The organism is Bacteroides oleiciplenus YIT 12058 (assembly GCF_000315485.1).
Taxonomy (GTDB): Bacteria; Bacteroidota; Bacteroidia; order Bacteroidales; family Bacteroidaceae; genus Bacteroides; species Bacteroides oleiciplenus.
Genome location: NZ_JH992941.1, coordinates 518669 through 538920 on the forward strand (window position 1 = coordinate 518669; position 20252 = coordinate 538920).

General features: G+C 45.6%; 9 protein-coding genes. All 9 read right to left on the minus strand.

Translation table 11 applies throughout. The features are described from left to right. On the minus strand, window positions 1–2679 hold the full coding sequence (locus HMPREF9447_RS10115; RefSeq protein ID WP_009129626.1) for a glycoside hydrolase family 2 protein: 2679 nt from the start codon (window positions 2677–2679) through the stop codon (window positions 1–3). A 215-nt stretch (window positions 2680–2894) separates the two neighbouring features. Further along, window positions 2895–6338 carry a beta-L-arabinofuranosidase domain-containing protein gene (locus HMPREF9447_RS27775; protein ID WP_081589768.1) on the minus strand — a complete coding sequence of 1148 codons (3444 nt, stop codon included), beginning with the start codon at window positions 6336–6338 and terminating at the stop codon, window positions 2895–2897. Window positions 6339–6340: 2 nt separating this feature from the next. Further along, window positions 6341–8674, minus strand: a complete 2334-nt coding sequence (locus tag HMPREF9447_RS10130; protein ID WP_009129628.1) for a glycoside hydrolase family 127 protein — start codon at window positions 8672–8674, stop codon at window positions 6341–6343. A 22-nt stretch (window positions 8675–8696) separates the two neighbouring features. Continuing rightward, a complete protein-coding gene (locus tag HMPREF9447_RS10135; protein ID WP_009129629.1) occupies window positions 8697–10700 on the minus strand; it encodes a hypothetical protein in 2004 nt (667 codons plus the stop codon). Window positions 10701–10732: 32 nt separating this feature from the next. Beyond that, the gene (locus HMPREF9447_RS10140; protein WP_044138124.1) at window positions 10733–11797 is read right to left on the minus strand and encodes a glycoside hydrolase family protein; all 1065 of its coding nucleotides are present in this window, start codon (window positions 11795–11797) and stop codon (window positions 10733–10735) included. Between the two features lie 20 nt (window positions 11798–11817). Further along, on the minus strand, window positions 11818–13749 hold the full coding sequence (locus HMPREF9447_RS10145) for a sialate O-acetylesterase (protein ID WP_009129631.1): 1932 nt from the start codon (window positions 13747–13749) through the stop codon (window positions 11818–11820). 180 nt (window positions 13750–13929) lie between these two features. After that, window positions 13930–15594, minus strand: coding sequence for a RagB/SusD family nutrient uptake outer membrane protein (locus tag HMPREF9447_RS10150; RefSeq protein ID WP_009129632.1), 1665 nt, complete (start codon window positions 15592–15594; stop codon window positions 13930–13932). A 23-nt stretch (window positions 15595–15617) separates the two neighbouring features. Next, a complete protein-coding gene (locus HMPREF9447_RS10155) occupies window positions 15618–18383 on the minus strand; it encodes a SusC/RagA family TonB-linked outer membrane protein (protein ID WP_244267600.1) in 2766 nt (921 codons plus the stop codon). Window positions 18384–18422: 39 nt separating this feature from the next. Further along, window positions 18423–20243: a RagB/SusD family nutrient uptake outer membrane protein gene (locus HMPREF9447_RS10160; RefSeq protein WP_009129634.1), complete on the minus strand. Its 1821-nt coding sequence runs from the start codon at window positions 20241–20243 to the stop codon at window positions 18423–18425. Window positions 20244–20252 lie beyond the last annotated feature (9 nt).

A 20252-nucleotide genomic window follows, 5' to 3' on the forward strand; every position in this document is an offset into this window, starting at 1 on the left:
TCACTTACTCTTCTCACCGAAATCCTCTTGTTGCTGCTCCACCTCCTTCAGTCTTTGAGCATTCTGCTCTTTCAGAAGCTGTTCCTGTTCCAACTCCGCAGCCGATTTTGCAGATATTCCGGTAGATTGCAAAGAAGATGAACCGGCGATCAGCGCTGCATCTTTCTCCGAATAAACCAACGGATGGGCGGCAGAATAGCTTTCCAACTCCAAAACAGCACTTACAGGCATTTGCGAACCTTCGAACAACACGCTCGCCGTTATCTTTATCTTCCCCGGCTTCAAAGTGGACTGTATCAGCACCGGAGCCGTCCCCCACCTTACCGGAGCGGGATTTGCCAATATTCCGGCATCACCCAGAATACGCCCTTCACCTTCCACATGGAACTTCACATAGTAGTTGTTCAGGCGTTTGATATTTCCGTTCTTATCGGCTATGGCAGCTACTACAGTGACAAAATCGGAGCCATCAGCTTTCAGGTTCACATTCTCATTGTCAACCCAAAGCAATACTTTTTCCGGACGACGGGCGGGATGCACTTCGTGCGTAGCAACCACTTTACCGTCTATCAAGCCTTCTGCCCGCAGGAATACTTCATCCTGCTTTTTCTTACGTGACATTGCTTTATCAGTCATGAAATCGTAGACATCGGGGAAAGTGATAACAGGCGAAGGCATACCTTCTTTAACTACCGGTTTATTATAAGTATAAGTCTTTCCATCCTTCAGGAAAGTGAGGCGCACTTCGTCACAATTAAAGTAAACAGTCACATCCTTACTGGAGAATGGTGTCATCTCATGAGCAATATAAACCATCGGGCCGGTTTCAAAAAGCCGTTCCTCTTTCTGGGGCGAACGCTGGGCCTTGAACATATAGTAAGAATACTTGGGCTGGCGAAATACATCCATCAGCCCGCCATAAAATGGATCGGGATGATAGCCACGCTGATGGTCGAACGAATGCCACAGACAGCCGCCCACATGTTGGCGGGGAGTACGATAAAGAGCATCGTAACAGGTGAATGTATAAGTAGGGTTTGCATAATGTTGTGCCTGGATAAGCATAGGTTGTTCGCCCCAATTGCGGGCTACGCGGCTGGGAGAGTTATGCGAACTCCAGTCGTCTACATTATCACCCCATTCACGGGTGAAATAGGTTATCTTTGGGTCAGCATCCTTATCCCCCCACGACTTGCCATCGTAAGAGGGATGAGTGAAAAGTATAGGAAAATGTTCGCGCCCGCGTGCACCGCTATCGCAACCGGAATAGCAATATGGGTAAGGATATTCCTGGTCTACAATATCACGGGTGTTCTTGGCGAAGTCTTCCGGATACCAGGTTTCATTGAGGATAGGTTCCCACATCCACACACAAGCATGGTTACGGTCGCGCCGCACAAGATTACGGATATCGCTATATACACGTTGCGCAAATTCGGGAGCGTCATTCCAAAACTGCCAGCCCGGCGTATTGACAATTACAAACAGCCCAAGCTCGTCGCATGCATCCATAAATGCCGGGTCTTGCGGACAATGGGCGTTACGGATTACTTTCATTCCGGCATCACGCAGTTTCTTCGCATCACGCCAATGAATACTGTTAGCAACGGCATTGCCTACCACCGCAAAATCCTGATGGCGGTTAGCACCGATCAACGGGCTTTCATAAGGTTTGCCATTCAGCCAGAAACCATCCTTGCCCTTAAACTCTACGCTACGGATACCGATACGGCGGCGATAACCGTCCACCACATTGCCTTCGCGGTCGCGGATGCGTACTATCAGATTATATAAGGTGGGAGTTTCCGGACTCCACAGCATCGGGTTCTTCACCGTGATTTTATCTTTCGAGGTAAAGGCTTTCCCCGGACGTACCTGTATCTTATCATTCAGAAACGCAACCTGTGTACCATCCGGCTGCTGCAACTCATATTCCACAACGCCCGTAAAGGCTTTGCGGCTGTCATTGCGCACATGCGCTTTCAGTAACACTTCGGCTGAGGCATCCGACACCTTATCATAGGCCACAAACAAGCCACCGCCTGCTACTTCGTTCTCAAAGTTCGGGTCAGTGATAAAGACCGGATTATGTGCTATCAACCAGCAATCACGATAGATACCGCCGAAATAGGTAAAGTCGAGCACATCCTGCGCCTTTCCGGGGGGATAGGTCTTATCATCGCTGTTATCCGCCCACACGGCTATCACATTGTCCTCTCCCCAGTTCAATACGTCAGAGATATCGACCACCACAGGCAGATAACCGCCAAAGTGTTCGGTCAGCAACTTCCCGTTGACAAATACCTTACTCTTTCCCATGATGGCTTCGAAGTGCAGGAAGAGTTTCTTCCCTTTCAAAGCATCTGCGGGGGTGAAGTGCTTGCGATACCAGACTTCTCCCTGATAGTTGATGCAGCCACTGGCTTCCGTAGGCAGATATTCAATGCCATTGGGAAGGGAGACTACCGTCCATTCCGCATCATCAAAGTTCGTGGCCTCAGCACCCTCAACCGCTCCTTTGTAAAAGCGCCAAGCAGGATTCATGGAAAACACTTCACGCCCGGAATTGGGCAGTTGGAAGAAACCGGCAGTAGAAAACTCGGGTTGATGAGATGCCTGCACAACACAGCTGGGAATTAGCAATAAGGAGATTAGGATAAAATGAATGATTCTCTTCATAAGGATAGTATTATTTTTAGGTTTACATAACTCGATGCAATGACAACAGCCCTCGACATCCGATGCAAAAATAGGGCAAAACAGAAAAACACGATTACAATAATCGCTATTTTTAATCCAATTTTATCCAATTATCATTTAGAAATACAATAAATGCTACCCAAACAGTTATATCAGACAGATCACATTCCACCTGATATAACTCTAACGACAAATTATTCTGTTTTTACAATTCGGACACCAAAGATTCTTCCTATCATCTTTTCCTTATGAGATTGAAAAGAAACACTGACCTTGTCTTTTTCCGAAGTATATTCAAGAGGAATATCTATTTTCATATCATAAAGCTCTTCCGAACGCTGAGCTTTCAAAGTGATTGTTTTCAGAAGCCTGCCGTCCACATAAATGTCAAAAGAGCAAGATTCCCCATCACTTCCGCAATAGGTTGAGACCAATTGCAAAGGAGTATTATCTATGACCTTCATATCGAAAGCAAACCAACCGTTATTCCAGCTGAGCCGGAATTTACGTCCTATAAGCTCACCCACAGCCGTATCTTTTCCCCGCAGGTTATGTTCCCTTTCCGGTTCCATTTCACCTAACTGTATGAAGTCAACCGTTCTCTTCTTCAACTCTTCCTGTTCCCGAAGATAGTTCCGGTATGCCTGTTTCCTTTTCTCCCAACCTGCTGTATCAAAAACATCGAAATATACGATATATCGTTCGTTATACAAAGTATAAAAAGGAGCTAAAGTAATATCAGACAATTCTCCTATATTCTGAGTTCTGAACAAGACACTGTCCTGAGAGATTCTGCTTACCCACTCGTTCACCGGCTTATCATCAACAATCAAAACCGGTATATCTTTCACCGGATCTATCTTTTTGTTTCCCAATTTACCAGCCAGTACCAAAGGACCATACTTTATTGCCAACCTATTCGGGTTATCGGGAGTAGGTTCAGTGTATACAGGCATATCAAAATGGATTTCAATGATGTCGTTTTTCTTCCATTCTCCGGTAATCTCAAGATACATTCCCGGAATGACCGGATTATCAATCTTTCTTCCATTTACTTTCACTTCCGTTTTCGCGGTTGTCCAGTAAGGCATTCTAAAAAACAAAGATGCCTTCTTAGGCTTGGATGAGTTTATTGTAAACTTTACCTTCCCGTTTTTCTCATAAGCTCCCTCCTGCCTGATGGTTATCCCAGTTTCTTCCCATGTCAAGGCTGACGGTATATAGAGATTCACCAGCAAATTGTTTTTCCGTCCCTTAAAGTAAATAGCTTCTCCATAGCGGGCATGGTTCTCAAAACCCGTTCCCACGCAACAGGTAAATGTTTCGAATGCACTGCTATACCCCTTCTTACCACCTGCCACCAGCGGAACATAGTAAGTAGTCATTCCGGTTTCCGGGTTTTGCGATGCCAGAATGTGATTATACAAAGCTTTCTCATAATAATCCCCGTATTTCGTATCGCCCGTTTCAGCGAGAAGCATCTTGGTCAGCTTCAGCATATTATAAGTGTTACATGTTTCCGCAGTCCTGTCACTCAACCGATTGGACAGTATTCCTTTAGGCCCGAAGTGTTCACCATCTCCATTTCCACCTATGCAGTAAGTATGATTCTTCACTACAGTCTCCCAAAAGAAGTGGGATTTGACTTTGTCTTCTTCACTATGAGTAAGCTGATGTCTCCTTTCCAACCCTACGACCTTCGGAATCTGAGTATTGGCATGTAAACCAGCCAAAGAATCCACTTGATGAGAAAGGGGAGAGAAAAATTGCTTATGGTCGAACCAATGGCTCATATCAAGATACTTCTTATCACCAACAATAGAATAAACATTAGCCAATACCTCCAGCATCCCGCCATGTTCGCAAGCCAGCATTTTCTGCCATTGCTCATCGTTCAGATTTCCGAACTGGCGATATGCCCAGTCGCACAAATTCACAAGAACGGTCTTTGCCTTCTCATTTCCCGTATAGATATAGATGTCATAAAGTCCCGCAAATAACTTATGGAGAATAAACCAAGGCACTATTCCCCCGTTCAGGTCAAATCCGGTAGAACGGATATCTCCCCTGCCGACTTGTGTCCAAATGCTATCCTCAACACTGCCAATATAACCGGTTCCTCTTGCTTTCTGACATCTTTCCAGCTCGTTGATAACATAGTCTGTCCGTTGTTTGAACTCTGGTTCCCCCGTCGATGCCCACATCATGGCGCATGCAGACATATAATGCCCTAAGCCTCTTCCACCTCCCCTATGTTCTTCCCAGCCGCCATAATTTTCTCCTTTAGGCGGTAACCCCGCATTCTTATGAAACCTATGCAACAAACGGTCAGGGTCAAGGCTTAACAGCCATTTGGCATCTAATTGCTGAGCATGTTTAAAAGGGCTTGGAAGCAGTCTGACCTGACTCAACCGAAAAGGTTCCAATTGATCCGGGATATGACTCTTATACGAACTATGAATTGCCGGTTTCCTCTTCAAAGCACGAAAATCATGAATACGATGGAAAGTCAGGTAATTGGCATCATGTTGTCTCGGTGGATTTCCCGTTTTATCCCTCCACGCCGTGCGGGAGACGAAAATGATATCCTCTCCATCAAATTGCCAGTCAACATATTGAAAGCCATACAGCTCCGGATGTCCGCACGTCAGTAAAGTATCTTTAATGCACCATTCCTTCAGGTCGTTTGAGTACATCAGCACCTGTGTATTACGTATCCCTCCATTGTCTGCCCCGGAACGATCTTTCTGTAATACAAAGTTAGATAACGTCCAGTACTTCCTGCTTTTCTTATCGTAACGAATGGTGAACTTCTTTGAAGCACCCGGCAATCTTATAAAGTCTGTTAGAGGATCAAATGTCATCGTCCTCCCGTCTGCTGAAACCGAAACCATCGCAGCCAAATCATCCGGGTTATAAGCTACCCGCAGAATATCCTTCACTTCCCCTTTGGGAGTGACTACGGCATTGCCTTCCAGCCATGCCGTAGCCCCTTCTTTCCAGGAAGAATCATACTTGATTTCATTACTAAAAACCCACTGTGCCGCATCCAGCAAGTCAGCCTTGCAGGAGATAGAAGTCATCAACGCAGAAAAAGGTCCCCACCCCCAGGCCTGTCCCATATTCTCCATCGCACGCCAGTACTTCCCTTTATGACGAACCACCGGAACGGGTGCGCAATGATAAAAGCCACGGCGAATAAGACCGGACTTTTCGTCTTTGGGGTCTGTCCATGTACGCCCGTAATCCAATGACTTACGGACTACAAAGTCACCGTATCCGATCGTTTCCCTGGGCTTGATACCTATCAGATATAATTCTTCGCCACGGTTAAACAACGTAGCCCAGGTCAGGAGTTTTAGCTCCGCTATCCGTTCCCAGGTGTTTCCATGGTCTTTGGATATATAGACATACGTATCTGACAGTTTTTTACCAAAGTAATCATGCGAAGCTATATAAGTGCCGTCCGGCATAATAACGATACTCGGTGAGCCGACATATTCATGGGTGATTGCCGGTGCATTGTGTATCACCACTCCGGGCGGGTTTATATCATATTCCTGAGCCATACCCGCAGAGCATCTCCACACAAGCAACAAGCTGATTATGATAACTTCCTTCAATCCTTTCATTCTCATAATTACTCACATTTCGCAACACGTGCATTATAAACCGCCCCTGTCCAGTTACCGGGTACACCTTTAAAACGAATGGTTATCTTCTCCTTATCTTTCCAGAAATCTTCGGGTAACGGATATACCGCTTCAAAGAATTGACCGGGTTTGTTCCGATAAAGATGTTGCCTTGCCAGAACCTTACCATCTACATAGATATCAAACTCTAAATGTGCCGTTTCATCCCCCCAATAAGTGACACGTAAGTCCTGAGGAACATCCGGCAAAACTTTCATGTCGAACTCAAACCAACCGCCAATCCAGGCAGCCCGCCACTTCTTGCGATGTGAGATTCCGGTACCTATGTCCTTTCCACGCAGGTTATGATCCCTTTCTGGCTGCATTTCACCCAATACGACATAATCAACCGTTAGCTTATCCAAATCCTGTAACCGCTTCAATTCATTCTTGTAAGCCTCCTGCATATCTTTCCACTCTTCTGTGGTAAACAAATCCCAATAAACCACATAGTGCTGATGATGCATCGCATAGAAAGGAATCAATGACACATCTTTCGGTTCTCCTACACCTTTTGTCTCGAAGCGCAGAGGAGAATCGGACACTTTCTTCAGCCATTCACTGACCGGTTTATTATTATTCACCAACACGGGAATATCTTTCTCCATATCAGGCTCTTCCTGTCCTAACTCGCCTGCCAGTAAAACAGGTCCGTAGAAAAGCCCCACCCGCTTCTCATTATCGGGCATTGCAACCGTATAGAACTTAATCCCGAAAGTTATTTCCAGCTTGTCGTTATCTTTCCACTCCCGCTCTATAGAAACATAATTATTGCCGGAAGCCTTCAACGAAACAGATTTCCCGTTGACTTTAAGGGACATTGATTCCGCCCATTCGGGATAGCGCAAGCGGAATACGACGGACTGTGGCATTTCTGTCTTTACCGTCAGAACTGTTTTATTGGAAGAAGGTATATCCGTATCCTGCGTAACAATCAGATCACGGGCAGTCCAGGTCAGCCGGGAAGGGATGAACAGATTCACAAAAAGACTGGAATCACTTCCTTCGGAATAGATAAAGTCACCATACTTCACATGGTTTTCCATACCGGAACCACTGCAACAACAGAATGACTGGAAAGGAGACAAATAACCTTTCTTACCTCCGGATATTAAGGGAGTATAATAGGTACACATTCCATCATCAGGATTCTGGGAAGCCAGAATGTGATTGAACACAGCTCTCTCATAATAGGCACTATATTCGGGCAGTGACTGCCAGGAAAACAAATGCCGGGTCAGTTTCAGCATATTATAGGTATTACAGGTTTCCGTATTGGAGGTACTCAACCGTTCATTCAGCTTCCGGGGAGTTCCAAAGTGTTCACCATCACTGTTTCCACCATTCACATAAGAATGGTTATCCACTACAGTATGCCAGAAAAAAGAAGCTATCGAAGAATCGCGTTTACTTCCGGTCAGTTCATACAGGCGTGCCGCTCCAATCATTTTAGGAACCTGGGTATTGGCATGTTTTCCTTCCAGGTCGTCAACTCCTATCGCCAAAGAGTCCATAATGGCTTTATGATTGTCAAAACGCTGTGCCAGGAGCAGGAACTTATCATTCTTTGTGTATGCATATAAGTTAGCCAATGCCTCATTCATCCCCCCGAATTCACAAGCCAGCACTTTCTGCATTTGATCTTCGGTAAGATGGTAGAATGTGCCATACATCCAGTCAGCCAACTTCTCAGCTATGCGTAATGCCTGTTCACTCCGGGCATACTGATAAGCGTCAATCAACCCGGCCAGCACTTTATGCATCACATACAGAGGCACCCATCCACCATTCAGGTCGAAACCTTGCGAGTAGATATTTCCGGCTGAAACTTCCGCAAAGATTTTCTTTCCACCCGGTGTCGCTGCAAGGTAGCCATTACCGTTCGCCTGTTGACAACTATCCAGTTCATTAATAATATATTCCAATTTCTGCAAAAAACGCTCGTCTCCCGAAGTGGCATAGTACATGGCACAGGCTGACATATAATGTCCCAGCGTCTGTCCGGCTACTCCCAGACTTTCCCATCCCTCATATTTGGGAGCTTTAGGAACCAGCCCGGCTTCCGACCGGAAACCACTAAGAAAGCGGTCCGGTTCCAGTTCCAGCAAATATGTAGCTTCCTTTTCTTCTGCGTGTTTAAAAGGCCCCTTAGTTATGACGACCTCATTCATTTTAAATGGCTTTGTCGACAAAACCGGAGTATCTACCTGTCTTGCCACTTGCTGACAAGACAGAAACAGGCATAAAACAAGTCCGCCACAAAAGTATTTCTTGATATTCATGATATTACATTAGTTAGTTGGTTTATTTACTGCGAAGCTCATACATTGTTTCTCCTACCGAACGTGCCGCACGTACCAATTCCCAGTTGGGGGCATCATATACATTGATAAAGCCTATCTGATAATTCTCCCCATCTCCGCGTCCGGTCACAGCCTGGTCATTATACTGGAACCAGTGTGTTCCTACCAGATAAGGATTGGTCACGGCATCCTGCACATAGTGTTTATACAAGTCTGCCCTGTTCTCCTGATTTCCCCCATAACGCAAGCCGCCATGCAGCAGTCCACGGTCCAGTCCGCCAAAGTGGAACTCTCCGATTATCATCGGGAAATCGAGATTCCTGGAGGGGTGAAGGGAATAGGCTGAATAGGTATATCTGTTGAAGCTCACGATATCACAGTATTTGGAGGCGATATCCACAATCCATTGCTGCACCGGATTACCGGCAAAATCTCCATAGTTGAAACGACATCCCAAATACAATTTGTCGGGTGCTTTAGCCTTCAATGCATTCTTGATACAACGGAAATAAGCATTGGCAACATGAGCGGTGAAATCCACCAGGTCTTCTTTGGCTCCTGCATAGCAAGAGTCACTCTTCATCCAGTCATCCCAAGTAGCAAAGTCACTTCCCCAAGTACGGTTCAGTTCCGCCAACGACGCATATTTCTCAACCAGCCGGTTTTTAAATTCTTCTTTTGCATAAGGATATCTGCCTTGTAATGTCAAAGTAGCCAGATACGTATTATCTCCCCAACCAAGTTCATTATCCACAAAATACCCTATACACCATTCATCTTTGGCAGCGGATGAGTGGCCCAAAGTCTTTTCAACCCCTTTCTGGAATTCCGGTGAGAAGGGATCCTGAATGAAATGTCCGTACTGCGTATGGATTACTGCCGTGTAGGGAGTTTTTTGGGTACGGATAACGTCCTCATTCGACCAGTTGGCAATGGTATTGATATTCCAACTTCTCAAACGGCGGTTTGCCTTATCAATCATCTTTGTCTTATAGTCAGCTCCCCATTTCCGGTACATATTCAGTTTCCAATAAGAAAGTTCTTTCCTGCCATCCCGTTCGGAGACAAAAAGGGAGGAATCAACATCGGCAGGAAGATTTAAAGAACGATAAAACTTCTCACGTCCCCTGATATTCGTTTCATCACCACCGGCCACACAGGTGATGCCATGAGACCAGAACAAATGCCCCAGCGGATCAACCAGCCACCATTTGCCCTGATACTTTTCTATGCGGAAATGTCCGGTGGCTGTCAGTTTGGGACCGTCGGCCCAACCACCATATATATCCCAATTTTTATTACCCGGATGTTTCTTCATATCCAGTTCTTCTTTCTTATCCGCTTTTATGATATCGTTCACACCGGATATCTTTCCCGGATAACGGGCCGGAATATATTGACCGAATTCGTCTACGAACGGAAGCAAGGCTTCATACTCTTTGCCCGAATATTCTTTGTAAGGCATAGCCAGCGTGATGTTTCGGATTATCACCTGATCACCCGGCTGTATGCGCGGAAAGTCCAATGAGAACTTATAAATAGACTCAGGACGGTAACCGCACCACAATCTTGCGGCTCCACCGGGTAAGCCATTCATCTTGGGAAACAGTTCTAACTGCTGTTTGGAATATTCCTTGCGTAAAATCAGGGTTTCAACTTTCCGTGTACTTTTAGCCGGAACGTACGCTGCTCCCGTACTCCAATAATCACCATCCAGATGGCATTCCACAAACAACTCGTGGTCTGCCAGATTCTGAACTTCACAAACCAGATGCACAAAAGGAGAAAAGTCCCAGGTTTCCTTTCCCGAAAGGAAAACCACACCCGCACCTTTCTGCGTAGCCGTCCAGTGCAACGCCTTTCCCAGAGATGACTTTTCAAGTCCATAAGTTTCCACAGTGCCTTTATTCAGTATCTCTGTAAGTAATTTCCCGTCGCTCCGTTCGCCTGCCCATATTATTGAACAGGTCAGAAGAATAGCTATCGATAAAAAGAATGTTTTCATATTTATTATTTAAATAGTTGCTTCAGATTAGTTTAGTTTGACGCATTGGGCAGATAGAAATCAAAAGGAGTATCTCTATCACAAGTCATCACTCCCGCCCCGTTCACCTTCAACTCGGCTACTTGTATGGAAGAGCGGCGATAGATATAAGGCAATACCCCGGCCTCGTCCAGTTTACCCGTTTCATCACCCCATCCACCTTCTTTCTCCCAGCCCGGATGGGTGAAGTAGAATACATAAGCTTTATCTCCGGCGACTACGACTCCCGGATGACTGGCCCGGACATTATCATCCTTACGTTCCCCTTTCTTACCCAAAATGACGCTTTGCTTTTCCCACTTCTCCGCATCTGCAGAACGGTATACCCCGAAGCCATTCCATTGGTCAATCAACATCCAGTAATATTGTTTGTAATAGAAAACAAACGGAGCTTCATGCGGAACGTCACCGATAGTAATGCCGGAGACATTCTTCCAATGATACAAGTCATCGCTCACAGCCTCTACCGTATAGCCTATACGGGAGTTTTTATACCACATTCCCCACTTTCCGTCAGGTTTCTTATAAACCGTGGCATCCAGCAACGCATCATTATTCGCCAGAGGAATCAGTCCGCAAAGTTTCCAGTCCCATAGGTTTTTACTTGTATAATGGGCTATCTTGCCAATGCCCGACCAAGACTCGTGTATGCCTCTGATATAAGTGACAAACAAATGGTATACTCCTTTATCGTACACTACATGGGGAGCCCAGAACGTATTTTTCCCACGTTCAAACTCCAGATCCAATGCACCAACATATTCCCAGTTCTTCCCGTTGTCCGTACTGGCCGCCACACCGATACTGGTACCATAACACCAATTTGTTCCTTGCGTAGAAACGTTGGCACGACGATTGGTATAAAACATATACCATGCTTTCTCCTGTTCATTATATATCACCATCGGATCTGCCGCTCCGTCATGAATCGGATCTCTGAACAGAGGGGCTTTAGGTATTCTCAATACTTCCTTTGCGGCCGATTGGGCTTCTGCATCTGCTATGATACCCAAAGTCAGTCCGCATCCTATCATGAGCATCAACAATAATCGTTTCATCTTCATATCGTATATCTTAGTTATTCCTTATGAGTTCTAAAAGAGGTTGCCGGCAATCCTTCCTTATTATACAAGTTCACGGCAGGATTAGAATCCCATGCATGCCTTGCCGACAATGGCTTCAAGACAGTATCACTCCATACAAGGACATCATCGCCATCAATAATTGCTTTTGCAGGAACATACTTATGGTCTTCACCGGCTACTTCAAACGTACGCAGTTCCTTGCCATCCTTACTCATCAAGCCACTTCCCGTACTTCTGAATTTCAAGCGTATCTTATTCCCTTCTATTTGATAAGAGTCATAGACCGGTCCCTGGAAGACGCCGACACTATCTTTATAAACCAGCTCTTTGGCACGCAGATACAAACGTTCGCCCACCGGCTTCTTATTGTTCGGATGAATATCATAAGGATCACCCACATCTATCGAAACAGCCATCCCGACATTAGGCAATTCGAGAGACTCGGCCTGAGCTTCACGGAAATATTGGCAACTGCCGCCACTGATATTAGGCAACTGCACAAACAGGAACGGGAGATAACCTTGCTCAAAACGTATGCGCCAGTCGGTAATCATTGTCGGCTGCAACTGCTTATACAACTCCGGCTGACCGGAATTTCCTTCTCCCTGATACCAAAGGAAACCACGAATGCCGTATGGCAAAAGAGGTGAAATCTTGGTATTGTACATACAGGTTACATTATTGGAATATCCTCTTCCCACAGGCAACTTCGGTTCGATTTCACCATTGTACTTCCACTGACCTTTCAGGGAAATACGCACCCGGTTATCAGCCGAATGCAAATAGGGATCACTCGCCTCATCACCCAAACGCCCATTACCCCATTCCGACAACAGCCTTACAGCAATCACATTCTTACCTTTACGAAGCAATCGGGCAGGAACACGGTAACTTCGCACCCCGTCCCATCTCTCACGTCCCACTTCTACTCCATTGAAGTAAGTGACATCACCGGTCATAACCTTTCCCAAATGCAGAATCAAATCCTCGCCCGTCGCTTCCTTGGGAAGCGTGATTTCTTTTCGCAACCAAAGTAACTGGTATCCTCCCAAACCTACCCGGGGCGGATATACAGGATATGCTTCTTCCTTCCAACTTTTATCGTTGAAAGAGAGTTTATGAGCACCCTGTTTCAAGCCTGCTTGCGTAGTCTGAACTATATTTTCACGCTCCTTATCTTTCTCAACCCCCAACTGATGGAGAGCAGCCCAGTCTTCATCACTCTTATAAACCTCTTCAATCACCCTGTTCTTAAAAGCCGGAATCGTATAGAGCATCTCGGCACTAATCCACGCCTCGCAGATCGTACCACTCCAGGAAGTATGTATGATGCCTACAGGTACTTTCTTATCTAAATGTAAAGCACGTGCAAAGAAATAAGCCACGGCTGAGAAGCCTTTTACTGTTTCCGGCGTGCAAACCTTCCATTCACCTCCGGTCAAGTCGTCATGCGGAGTCCTGCTTACAACCTCAGGAGTGCAAAATTCACGGATATCAGGATAGTTGGCATCCTTAATCACCTCTCCGGCAGACAGGACGGCACCTACTCTGTAATTCATATTCGATTGTCCGGAAGCCAACCATACTTCACCCACCATCACATTGCCGTATTCCTTTTTATGTCCGTCGCAACTCACGCTCAATGTATAAGGGCCGCCCACCTGCATCGGCTCCATCCTGACCAACCATTTACCTGTTTTATCTGCCACAGTAGTATACTCTTTCCCACCAATCCCGATCCTGACCTGCACACCGGGAGGTGCCCATCCCCAAACAGGAGCATAGATGCCCTGTTGAAGCACCATATTGTCTGAGAATATACGGGCTACTCTCATCGAAGACTCTTGTCCGCTTGCATGCTGGCAAAGCATCGACAACAACATCATCGAAAAGAATAAAACCGAACTAATACGTTTGTATGTCATAATCCTATATTTTACTTATTATACCTATCTTGCTTCCTAAAAAAGAATCCGAAGAGGCCCTCTTTTTACCTCGTATCTACTGAGTTCCTGAATCCTTTGGATTATAAATCCGGCAGAAGTGTTCCTTTTTGTAACTCTTATCCCGTACTTATCCTGCATTAGAGGCCTCTCCGGAGACTATTACTTCCAACCGGGATTCTGAACCAGTTTAGAGTTTTTGTATATCTCAGCTTGTGGAATCGGGTAGAAATACATACTATCATCCCAAGTACGGTCCGCAGTCACGCTGTACTCAAAAGAGAGTCCTTCACCGGCCTTGCTGATAGAGACGCGTTTAATCTTCGTTGTCTCCTGACCTATTTTCCATCTGCGGATATCCCAGAACCGATGATCTTCGAAAGCCAGCTCGGCCATTCGTTCCTTCCGCAAAGCCAGACGGAACGCTGTCTTCGACGGAACATCTTCTACGGTCAGCGCAGCAATTTCCAAACCGGTTCTGCCACGTACCATATTGATGGCAGTCCGGGCTGAAATATTCAGTTCTTCCGTAACTCCTTCCGGACCATAGGCTTCATTCATAGCCTCAGCATAAATCAACAATACCTCGGCGTATCTGAACAATGGCATAGAATGGCGGGCAGTAGTCGTATTATTGGCCGTCAGGCTCACATTGATATTGACAAACTTACTCAGATAATAACCGGTCTTTGTTGCTCCCTCCTGCGGCAAGCCGTTGAGACCATTCGGCAACACATCCACTTGTTTGCCATAAGCTGTATTTCCACCATGATAAAGTACGGTATAGGCCAGCCGCGGGTCTCTGTTGGCGTATGGATTCGCCTCGTCCATTTCCTGTCCTTCTTTCATATCATACGCGTCTACCAGGTTCTGTGTAGGACAGTTACCACTCTTTCCGCCTTCCAAGCCAATGGGGAAGTTCAGTTTCTCCAGTTCGTTGGTATCACCTATTCTTTTAACCAGAATCATCTCTGCGGACTTGAAGTTGTCGGTGCCCAACAATTGGTTGAATGGAACCAAAGATAAGTTCCAACTGCCGGAAGCATCCATAATCTTCTTGGCGGCTTTTGCAGCCTCTATCCATTTATCCGGGCTGGTTTCAGCATTCGGATTGTTCAATGGGCTTGCAGCATACAATAATGCCCTTGCTTTCAGCGCCAATGCAAAGATTTTGGACACACGGCCGGTTTCATTATCATAGTCAGCATTATAGATGGCAGGCAGTCTTCCATCTTCGGCTACTTCGTCACACTCTCTGACTATAAAATCGATGACAGTCTGGTAATCAACCGGCTCCTGATTGTTCACTTCCTCTTCCGTCAGGACTTTAGTTATCAGCGGGATTCTGTTATAGCGCTTCACCAGTTCGAAATAGTAATAAGCACGCAGGGCTTTCACTTCCCATTCCAGGTTCCTGTATTTGCGCATCATTTTGGCATAGTCCTTTTTAAATTCAAACTCTTTCCAGTCCTTACCTGTCCCATGCTCCAGGTAATCATTACAGGCACGGATAGCTTTGTAATAATGTCCCCATTTATCATCTACAGCACGCAGGGCACTCCAACTTCCGTCATAATAGCGGTGAATGGCCGAAGTGGGCCACACGTATTCCGCTTCATCACATCCTGCCGAACGCAAGGCTCCGTCTACATCGTTTAAAGCCCCCGGAAGATAGGCATAGATGCCCGTTACGAAGTCTGTATTGGACCAGGTTGTATTGAATAGTTTATTCTGGTCATAGTCCGAATTCTCATTATAATCCAGAAAGTCACCGCATGAGGAGAACAACAACATCAGAACTCCTGCAAGAAATATATGCTTTTTCATAATCTATCTATCTTTTAATTACATTAAAAACCTACCGAGAAGCCAACCTGAATAGATGCCGGAATAGGATGGGAGGTTCCCATTGCCTCAGGATCACACACATCTACGTGGTCAAACAAGATAAAATCGGAAGCCCTGACGTAGAGTTTCGCTGATTGCAAAGGCGTAGAAGCCAGTAACTTTTTAGAGAACTTATAATATAACTCGGCATGACGCAACTTCAGGAAAGATTTATTGGTCAACCACACCGTATTGTCATTGAAGTTATTGGCATTTGTTCCCTGTGATAATCTTGGGAATTTAGCATTCGGCGTTTCGGGCGTCCAACGGTTGTTGTAATAATACTCTGAGATAGAAGTATTACCCGTCAGAGGGCGGAACAAGCTCGACGTAGAAGCTATGGCAGAATAGTTGCCTGTTCCCTGCACCAATGCGTCGATACCGATTCCCTTATATTCTATCCCAAGATTGATGGAGTAATAAATTTCAGGAACCTGACTACTATAACCGATAGCTTTCTTATCAAATTCATCAATAATCTTATCACCATTCAGATCCCTGAACTTAATATCACCCGGCTTCACAGTCGACATGTTCTGCTTAGGACTGTCGGCAATGTCCTGTTCATCCTTAAAGAAACCGATTGCTTCGTAACCGAAGATTTGTCCGACCGGCCGTCCTGTAGCTTTCATCCATTCATAAGGAGCATACTCCTCACCCATTTCAATAATCTTATTGCGATTAAAAGTGAAATTGCCACCTACATTAAACCGGAAATCCTTTATCTCTTTATGATAGTTCGCCGCAATTTCAACACCCTTATTCTCTACTTTTCCTATATTCTGAAAAGCGTTGGTGGCACCCAACACAGCCGAAACATCACCGGGAGTAACCAGCATATCCGTTCTCTTCTCTTTGAACAGTTCAACGGTCAGGTCGAAAGACTTGAGAAAAGACATATCCAATCCCAGATTAGCCTTGGCAACCTTCTCATACAACATGTTCGTAGTCGGCAGACGTCCTTCTCCCAATCCGCTGGCACCATTGTATTCACCCCCCAGAATGTATCCGTTAGCCCAACCATACTTGCGATTCCACATCAAAGACTCCGGCATGATATCCGTACCGGTCAGTCCCCAGGAAGCACGGACTTTCAGAAGATCCAGAAAAGCGACGTCTTTCAGGAAATCCTCATTAGAGGCTACCCATGCAGCCGAAACAGCCGGGAAATTCCCAAAGCGATGGGCAGGAGCCAACAAGTTGGAGCCGTTACGCGAAAAGGCAACGTCTGCAATGTATTTATCAGCATACACATAATGTACATGTCCCAACAGGTTGATACGGTTACGGGTGTTATGCTGCCCGTTCAGAATGGTCTGCTCGCGCGAAGCGGCAAGTGTCACATCCAGTTTATGATTATTCCAGGCATTGGCATAGTTCACCCTCCCCCATAGATTGAAGCGACTCCACTGATTACCGAGGGAAGAGCTGAACGAAGCAGCCGTACTTTCACCCTTCAAAGTGTAGTCTTCCGAAGAAGACGGATTGGAAACATTAGGTACGGAATACGCATAGTTCATACCATAATTATCCCAATAGTCGCAAAAGTTATCGTATGCAATGCGCGCATCTACCGAAAGACCTTTCAGGAACATACCCAAGTCTTGTCTGATAGACATATCGGCAAACAGAAGGCGCTGGTGGCTTCTGGCGTATCCTTTCGCTGCGATTTCCGCCACCGGATTCTTTGTCCAGACATTACTTCCACCCCACTCGCCATAAGGGGTCTTAATTGGGAAAGCCGCCGCCGGAGTATTGTAAATCATACTCATAATATCCCCCGTCAAAGGGTTCGGCCGGTTATGTTCTGCCAACATACCGCTCATCTTGAATGAAAGCAAGGTCGATTTAGTCAGATCTACATCGATATTGGTTCTTATACTCAACTTTGAATACTTAAGCTGTGACGAATATTCGTCAACGATATTCTCCGGTTTGATGAAGCCTTTATAGGACAAATAGTCTATAGAAGAGAAGTATCTGGCCACTTTTCCTCCACCACTCAAAGTAACGAAAACATTGTCGGTAGAACCGGATTTGTTCAGAACTTCATCCATCCAGTCCACATTGCCGTAATGAGGATCGTTGTTCTTGATCCCGTTCAACTGTGTTTGGTCATACATCGGGCTCAAGCCGTCATTCTTCAGCGCTTCATTCATTGCCTGCGCATAAGTATATCCATCGGCAAACTTCGGCAAACGGTTCAGCATATTAAAGTGGTGTTCGTAATTGACATGGATATCGATCTTCTTCCTCGAACCCGTCTTGGTTGTCACCAACATCACTCCATTGGCACCACGCAAGCCATACAATGCGGTAGCCGCCGCATCCTTCAGTATCTGGACGCTTTCTATCTCTTCCTTTGTAATCATACTCAAGTCTCTTTCAAAACCATCTATTATCACCAGGATAGAGTTATCACGTGTAGAGTTCAGGCCACGAATTATGGTGGTCGGCACACTTTCCCAAACCGTACCACCTTTTTGCAGTACCGTAAGTCCCAATCCTTTACCATACAGGGCGTTCAAAGGATTCGTCGCAGCACTTTTCATGATTTCATCTCCGGTAACTTCCGATATTGCAGCCGAGGATTCTTTAGCCTTTACCGTCACGCCATAGCCTAAATTCAGAAGTCTTTCCCCCTTAGCAACAATTGCACTATCTTGTTGTGCATATGCACTCAGACAAGAGAACATTAACGCACACGATAATTTATATATATTTCTCATAATCTTTAAATTCTTTTATTGTGATTAACAAGCTGCTGACTACCATCCTGGATTCTGAGTAAGATATCCCTTATTCATTTCCACAAACGGGAAAGGAGACAGATACCATTTGGGAGTAAAGAATACAGTTCCGTTCTCACCATCCTGAATAAATCTCTTCTTTACAGAGAACTTCTCATAAGAATATGTATTATTATCTCCACGACGAATGCGAAGTCCGTGTAGAATCTTACGGAAGTCCTTAGCCTGTTTCCATCTGATCATATCATAGTAGCGCACTTCTTCAGCACCAAATTCCCTGGCACGTTCGTCCAGAATTTCCTGACGCATCTCCTCTTGGGTTAGTCCCGGATTCAATCCGGACAGGTTAACGCGTGAACGCACGTAATTCACATATTGATAAGCATCGCTTGTACGCCCCACTTCATTCAAAGCCTCAGCATAGCTCAGGTAAATCTCGGGTAAACGTAAATAAGGCCATTGATCTTGTTTGCCAGCCATATGCTCTTTGTCCAAGATATACTTGTAAATGGCAAATCCGGTAAATGCCGCACCATCACTGGCCAGATCATTGGCTGGTCCTTCGCGACCGCCAATCCACATCTCCGCCACATGGTCCAAACCGAATTCGGCATTGTTCACCAGACAGTTCTCATACAAACGGGGATCCCTGTTGGCAAAAGGGTCTTCCGCAATATAGTTGTCCTTACTTTGCCTATCCCAAAAAGAAGCATCGAACGGAGTACCATCCGCATAAGGGAAAAGATTCACATATTCCAGTGTAGGAGTCATTGCTCCATACGAGCCGTAAGATTGCAGATAATAACAGTCACCGTCCCAATACCAAGACACTGTGGCACGGGCACGTGTATCAATCAACAACTCACCATTCGCTCTCCTGTAATATGCATCCTGATATGCTTGGCGGGGATTAGAAGCATTACGAACCAAGTCCCAGGGTTTGCCTTCCTGCTGATTGCGCGTCATAAACAAATCACAGGCATCAACTACATCATCCCAAAGCGACATATCTTTTCCACCAAACCAGGCATGCTGTTCCGCTACCGATGGAGTTGAGGCTTCTTCCGGATAATAAGGTTCATTATCATTGAACAAGGGACTTGCACCGAACAGCAAGACTCTAATTTTCAGTCCGAGAGCGGCAGCGGCAGTAAAGCGTCCCGCCCATTGCTCCTGTTCATTAGATTGCAAAGCCCAGGGTAATACGGCATAAGCCTGATCACAAAGGTCGGCAATGAACTCCATCGTTCCGCGGGCAGTGGCTCGCGGCAATTTAAAATCATCATTCGGATCAAATGCTTTGGTTACTAAAGGAAGACCACCATAGTTTCTGAACATATCAGCATAGTGACAAGCTATGATCATCTTAGCTTCACCCTTCAAACGTTCTTTCTCTTTATCGTCTATATTGGGAGTCTGACCGATGTTCTCAATAAATAACCAGGCCTTACGGATACCAGTCCATTGATCTTCACCGTTAGAATAAGAATAAACGGCAGCTGAATAATCGGAAGTAGCATTGAACTGGCCGGAATAATACAGACCGCTTACACCATCCCAGCTCAAACCGCTGGTAAAACAATCGGTCAGTGCATCAACGGCTCCCATATTCATTCTGTTTCCTTTCGCACTCCAGTTCAGGGGACGCCCATAATATAAGGAAGTATAAGCATTCCACAAGAATGCACGGGCATAGTTCGCATCATTGAATACTACGTCTTTATCCACATCCACACTCGGAGCTTTTTCCAGAAAAGCATCACCCACTTTCAAGTCATCGACGCAAGAGCCCAATGTTATCAATAGAATAAGGATTAATCCATTTAATATCTTTTTCATGTCAGTCGT

What these genes read in the sequence shown, in the direction of transcription:
- HMPREF9447_RS27775 (WP_081589768.1), bottom strand. Translation starts at nt 6,338, where the DNA reads ATGAGAATGAAAGGATTGAAGGAAGTTATCATAATCAGCTTGTTGCTT.
- HMPREF9447_RS10135 (WP_009129629.1), bottom strand. Translation starts at nt 10,700, where the DNA reads ATGAAAACATTCTTTTTATCGATAGCTATTCTTCTGACCTGTTCAATA.
- HMPREF9447_RS10150 (WP_009129632.1), bottom strand. Translation starts at nt 15,594, where the DNA reads ATGAAAAAGCATATATTTCTTGCAGGAGTTCTGATGTTGTTGTTCTCC.
- HMPREF9447_RS10160 (WP_009129634.1), bottom strand. Translation starts at nt 20,243, where the DNA reads ATGAAAAAGATATTAAATGGATTAATCCTTATTCTATTGATAACATTG.
- HMPREF9447_RS10155 (WP_244267600.1), bottom strand. Translation starts at nt 18,383, where the DNA reads ATGAGAAATATATATAAATTATCGTGTGCGTTAATGTTCTCTTGTCTG.
- HMPREF9447_RS10145 (WP_009129631.1), bottom strand. Translation starts at nt 13,749, where the DNA reads ATGACATACAAACGTATTAGTTCGGTTTTATTCTTTTCGATGATGTTG.
- HMPREF9447_RS10140 (WP_044138124.1), bottom strand. Translation starts at nt 11,797, where the DNA reads ATGAAACGATTATTGTTGATGCTCATGATAGGATGCGGACTGACTTTG.
- HMPREF9447_RS10130 (WP_009129628.1), bottom strand. Translation starts at nt 8,674, where the DNA reads ATGAATATCAAGAAATACTTTTGTGGCGGACTTGTTTTATGCCTGTTT.
- HMPREF9447_RS10115 (WP_009129626.1), bottom strand. Translation starts at nt 2,679, where the DNA reads ATGAAGAGAATCATTCATTTTATCCTAATCTCCTTATTGCTAATTCCC.